This window comes from Seongchinamella sediminis (assembly GCF_003457605.1).
GTDB lineage: Bacteria > Pseudomonadota > Gammaproteobacteria > Pseudomonadales > Halieaceae > Halioglobus > Halioglobus sediminis.
Genome location: NZ_QRAN01000046.1, coordinates 1 through 4,357, shown reverse-complemented (window position 1 = coordinate 4,357; position 4,357 = coordinate 1). Strand labels below are relative to the sequence as shown.

4 protein-coding genes and 2 pseudogenes are annotated in these 4,357 nt (G+C 50.6%); 2 read left to right on the top strand and 4 right to left on the bottom strand.

Features of this window, described 5'->3' with window-relative positions; translation table 11 throughout:
- Positions 1-1,074: 1,074 nt before the first annotated feature.
- The gene (locus tag DWB85_RS19705; protein ID WP_205422827.1) at positions 1,075-1,734 is read left to right on the top strand and encodes an integrase core domain-containing protein; all 660 of its coding nucleotides are present in this window, start codon (positions 1,075-1,077) and stop codon (positions 1,732-1,734) included.
- A 16-nt stretch (positions 1,735-1,750) separates the two neighbouring features.
- Here the strand turns inward: DWB85_RS19705 and DWB85_RS19140 are convergent.
- The 3 genes and pseudogenes from DWB85_RS19140 to DWB85_RS19605 form a co-directional block, all read right to left on the bottom strand.
- A pseudogene (locus tag DWB85_RS19140) lies at positions 1,751-2,173 on the bottom strand (transposase); the annotation flags it as partial.
- A gap of 93 nt (positions 2,174-2,266) precedes the next feature.
- Positions 2,267-2,701 carry an NUDIX hydrolase gene (locus DWB85_RS20050; RefSeq protein WP_117957670.1) on the bottom strand — a complete coding sequence of 145 codons (435 nt, stop codon included), beginning with the start codon at positions 2,699-2,701 and terminating at the stop codon, positions 2,267-2,269.
- A gap of 148 nt (positions 2,702-2,849) precedes the next feature.
- Entirely contained in the window at positions 2,850-3,026 is a 177-nt protein-coding gene (locus DWB85_RS19605) for a hypothetical protein (RefSeq protein WP_162846209.1), read from the bottom strand.
- Between the two features lie 581 nt (positions 3,027-3,607).
- Between DWB85_RS19605 and DWB85_RS19130 the strand changes: the two genes are divergently transcribed.
- Entirely contained in the window at positions 3,608-4,174 is a 567-nt protein-coding gene (locus DWB85_RS19130) for an aconitase family protein (RefSeq protein ID WP_239017401.1), read from the top strand.
- Here the strand turns inward: DWB85_RS19130 and DWB85_RS19700 are convergent.
- Positions 4,157-4,357 (bottom strand): annotated as a pseudogene (locus DWB85_RS19700) (IS3 family transposase); the annotation flags it as partial. The gene DWB85_RS19130 and the pseudogene DWB85_RS19700 overlap by 18 nt on opposite strands.

Here is a 4,357-nt window from a genome sequence, read left to right as displayed (position 1 = left end):
CCAGCGACACATAACTGAACAAGTCACCGCCTTCCTGGTAATCACCGCGCATTGTTTGGCCTCCAACCTGCGATTACGCTATTTTCCCTCATTTGAGGGAGTTTTTCAGCAACCTGCTAGGCATTAAATACTATGTTTTAGAGAAGACCTACATTATGGCTCGCGCTGAATACCAGTTCTTCTTCAGCGACAGTGATTCAGCCTCGGATAACTGGGAAGACGGAGCCTTTGCCTATGTGATCGGTATGGGTTTTAACTTCTAGGATTGTTATTTGGCGAAAAATATAGCATCAAACCGTAACAGTATTGTAGCCACTGACGCATCACTTTGGTAACCCCATCGTTTATGCCAACCGGGCTTCGAGGCGCTGAAGGGGTAACCCAACATAGTCTCTGAGAGGGCTTCGCACACTGACCCTTTCAACCTGACCGTGTTTTCCTAGGCAAATACCAGACCGCTCAAAAAACTAAAGCACAGCCTGCAAGAACGAAGACATAAAGCATGAATTCTAGAGATGCATTAAACCCCGACTTAGCAAAGAAGCTGTAACTGCGTACAGTAGGTTTGACCTGTGTCTGGCGAATTGCTAATTGTCTAATGATATCAGAAAGTCGGCTACTGCCGCTTTCACCGGCGGACATTACCCTCGGGAAGCATGAAAGATGTCATTTACCTGCTTGTCGACCTTCTCACCGCGGTGGAAGGCTGCTACGACCTGGTGGCGGTCGATCAGTCATCGCTGAAAACCTGCTGCTTAAGCACCAGCTAATAATTCACAATCGGTCCAGGCAACGAGCACCGAATCTCACCGCCCAAGATCGCGCCCTCCTCGGCTTCTGGTCGCTTTTCTTGGATCCCAGGCGAGTCGCTCGATCAGCCATTATCATCAAGCCATCAACCCTGCTCCGATTTCAATCTGCACTTACAAACGAAAATACCGGCTGTTGTATTCTCCAGGTGGCCGGCGCAAGCCGGGCCCAAAGGGACCCAGCAAAGAAGTCATCGATGCTATCGTAAAGATTAAGCAGCGCAATCCTCGATTCGGCTGTCCTCGCATATCCCAACAGATCAACTTGGCGTTCGGACTAGACCTGGATAAAGACACCGTCCGCCGGGTGCTTGCAACACACTACAAACCAACTCCTAGCAACGATGGGCCATCCTGGCTTGCGACCAAAGGCCACGCGAAAGACAGCCTGTGGAGCATTGATCTATTCCGCTGTGAATCGATCATTTTGAAGAGCCATTGGGTACTGTTAGTAATGGATCAACACACGCGGCAAGTTGTTGGCTTCGCGGTCCATGCTGGCTACGTGGATGGACCAACGCTCTGCAGCATGTTCAACAAAGCAACATCCGGTCACGGCTGGCCCAGGTATCTCAGCTCAGATAATGATCCTTTGTTTCAATATCATCGATGGAAAGCCAATCTACGCGTGCTTGAAATTGAAGAAATAAAATCAGTTCCACATGTACCGATGTCGCATCCGTTTGTGGAGCGATTGATCGGTAGTGTCCGACGGGAGCTATTGGACCACACCGTCTTCTGGACCGCGACTGACCTGGAGAACAAGCTGCGCAATTATCAACACTATTACAACGAGCATCGGACTCATTCCGGACGCGATGGCGCGACGCCCGTGGAACCGGGGGTCAATAAGATCGTCGACATCACCAACTACCGATGGAAGAAGCATTGTCGAGGTCTGTTTGAGTTACCAGTTGCGGCCTAAATTAGCATTTCGCCAGGGACACCTTGGAAATCAGGGTCGCTGAGACATCGGCGTCGTACATTTCCTTGAACGTGGTGACAATCTCCCGGGTGGTCATGCCCTGGGCGTACAGGAACAGGATTTTGTCATCCATCGAGGTAAATCGGCGCTGGTGCTTTTTGACCAGTTGGGGCTCGAAGCTGCCGGCCCTGTCGCGGGGTGTGTCTAACTCGAGCTGACCTTCTTCAGTTTGCAGGGTCTTGCTGGTGTAGCCGTTGCGGCTGTTGTCGGTGTCGGACTGCTCGTGCCGATCGAAACCAAGATGCTCGTCCAGCTCCGCATTCAGCGCTGTTTCGACGGTAATCTTGGTTAACATCTGGCGGAACTCATTGAGATCCGCCTCTGTCTTGATGTTCTTGGCGGCTGCCTGGGCAATCGCTTCCAGTTCTTTCTTCTTCATAGTCTGCCTATCCTCACCCATCGCGTGGGTTAATGATAGGCAGTTACACAGATTTAGTTACAGTCTCAGCTCAACGGTCTATTTTCAATTGTATTATGTCAATTCGACAGGATTCAGAATCTTAACATATGCACAGATCGCTGCGTATTCCCAACCAGCGTGTAACTGGTTGCATTCACGTAGTTCGAAAACCCGCTCTAACGAATGCCATCCGATCTCTTGTAGTTCCTTTTGATCGAATGATTGTATCTGCCCATGGTATTCGGCACCGTAAATTCTATGCCACCGATCATTGTGCGGGTAGTCTCCTACTGCATGAAGGCAGCCAACCTGAATTTTCAATTCTTCTGTAAGTTCACGCCGTACTGTATTTTCAAGCTGCTCCCCCGATTCAGTATGACCGCCCGGCAGTCCCCATTTTCCCGTGGACGGAGCTTTTGCATGATGGTGAACTGCAAGGAGAAACTTGTCCTCTGAGTGGAGGATACAGCGCGCGGTTTTGTAAGATTTTGCTGACACACTATTCATAAAATTCCGAAGTGAAATGGGGCAAGAACGATCTAAATTTTAACTGGATAATGCAGTAACCAAATTCCTATGTATCAAGGCCGACCGAAGCCCTGCAATTATCCCGTCGACTCTATCAGCTTCGGCCGCTTATCTTCACATATCCATTTTAGTTATCGGCAGAAGCCAGTTTTCTCTCCATCGAGAGCTTGGCATAACTCAGCGCATCTTTGAAGTTGTCGTACTTGTAGCCCTCAGAGTAAAACAATGTTCTTGTCTCAACTTTAATGTTGTACTGAGCCATTAAATCTTTGTCTGCTTGCGATAATTCAATTGTATTAATCATGTTAAAATTCCATTTTTCGATAGTTTTTAAGCGACATTATTTCCGAAAGGTCACTGAAACGTTGTTAACGTAATGCGTAGATACTGCCCTCTCTTTGAAACTCCCGGGGTAATAGACATAGGGCGCAGCTCCAGCTCGCGGTTCGAGCGCGATTATGCGAGTCGTACATTCTCGATTGTTTAGCAGTCGCCTTTCTGCGGCTGTTGCTCAATTTTGTAACGTAGTCTCGACGGGTTACAGACTAGCGGAAGGGATGGCTCTCCAAAGGGGCGCCATATGGTCACCACTATACAGGATCGCGAACCCGAATGTCGGAACTTTCGCGGGGATGGGAATAGTGCATAACATGCATGCTACTTCTGCAGATTCAGCTTGCAGTGATCGCAGTCACCTTCCGGGGCAGGATCAACCCTTATCTTCTATACTTCAGTTTCATCTATCACCACAGGAATACGTCGGTGGGATCCTCCATAAACTCCTTTAATACTCGTTCCACACTGACAGTGGACGGCAAAACTTATCAATACTATGCAATCAATGGTGGCGATCTCTCGGCGCATGACAGCGTCGTGCGCCTCCCGGTGTGTAGCAAAATACTGCTGGAGAACTTGCTGCGCCACGAAGATGGTATCAGCTGCACCCGGGAGGATATTGAGGAGCTCGTGGCTAGCGGCGGATGTGCCAGCGACCAGGAAATCGCCTATCATCCCACCCGCGTGTTGATGCAGGATTTTACCGGTGTTCCAGCCGTGGTCGACCTGGCAGCTATGCGCAACGCACTCGTACAGCGCGGTGTCGACCCCCGAAAAATCAACCCACTGACGCCGGTGGACCTGGTAATCGATCACTCCGTGAGTATCGACAAGTTCGGCACCGACAGTGCCTTCGAGCAGAACGTTGCAATGGAGATGCAGCGCAATCTTGAGCGCTACCAGTTCCTGAAATGGGGCCAGGGTGCCTTCGACGATTTCCGGGTAGTGCCGCCAGGCACCGGTATCTGCCACCAGGTCAATCTGGAGTATCTTGCCCAGGTAGTCTGGCAGCAGAACACCGCGGACATCCCCATAGCATGCCCCGACACCCTGGTAGGGACAGACAGCGCCGTTTTTCAAGGTAGTTGTCGCATCCATTTACGCGGCGACCTCTAAGTCGTCACGATCCTTCTCCGGGTTCAGCCAAACCATGCCTGGCAAATCCCAGTTTCTGGTATCACCGCTCCAGCGATCAGGATTCATGGCCCTGGCCGCCTCATAGACTGCCCTGCGATGGTCCATCACCCGGTCTGTCTGACCCGTGTGACGCTGTACCGGCGTCATGAACTTCAGGCCACT

Excerpts from the sequence above, each read along its gene's own strand:
- DWB85_RS20050 (WP_117957670.1), bottom strand. The coding sequence starts at position 2,701 with ATGAATAGTGTGTCAGCAAAATCTTACAAAACCGCGCGCTGTATCCTC.
- DWB85_RS19605 (WP_162846209.1), bottom strand. The coding sequence starts at position 3,026 with ATGATTAATACAATTGAATTATCGCAAGCAGACAAAGATTTAATGGCT.